This is a genomic window from Streptococcus suis, from assembly GCF_002960445.1.
GTDB classification, from domain to species: domain Bacteria; phylum Bacillota; class Bacilli; order Lactobacillales; family Streptococcaceae; genus Streptococcus; species Streptococcus hyiners.
The window spans coordinates 1-292 of sequence record NZ_POJD01000379.1 but is presented as its reverse complement, the minus strand read 5'-3'; the positions used below and the strand labels follow the sequence as shown (position 1 = coordinate 292).

Below are 292 nucleotides of genomic sequence, written 5' to 3'. Positions count from 1 at the left end.
CAGATGCTTCTCCATTCAACTCTTCGGTCACCGCTTTCTCGTCTGCTGAAATTGGTGACATTCCTTCTTCAGCTTCGGTCTTTTCCACATGTTCGTTCACTACGGAAGAGAGTTCAACAGCTGGCTCTGACAAGCTGTCCACATTTTCTAGCTGGTCCGCAGAAACCTGTGTTCCAAATAAGGTCGCACCAATCAAAACAGAACAAGCACCTATTGTAAATTTTCGAATACCGAATCGCTGACGTTTGTCGAAATCACATTTTGTCATATTTTCCTCCTACACAATTGTAGT

At 43.5% G+C, this 292-nt stretch carries 1 protein-coding gene; it reads right to left on the bottom strand.

Annotated elements, in window-relative coordinates:
• A partial coding sequence (locus C1G53_RS12155; RefSeq protein ID WP_153046732.1) for a YSIRK-type signal peptide-containing protein occupies positions 1-268 on the bottom strand: 268 nt, incomplete at its 3' end.
• Between the last annotated feature and the right edge of the window lie 24 nt (positions 269-292).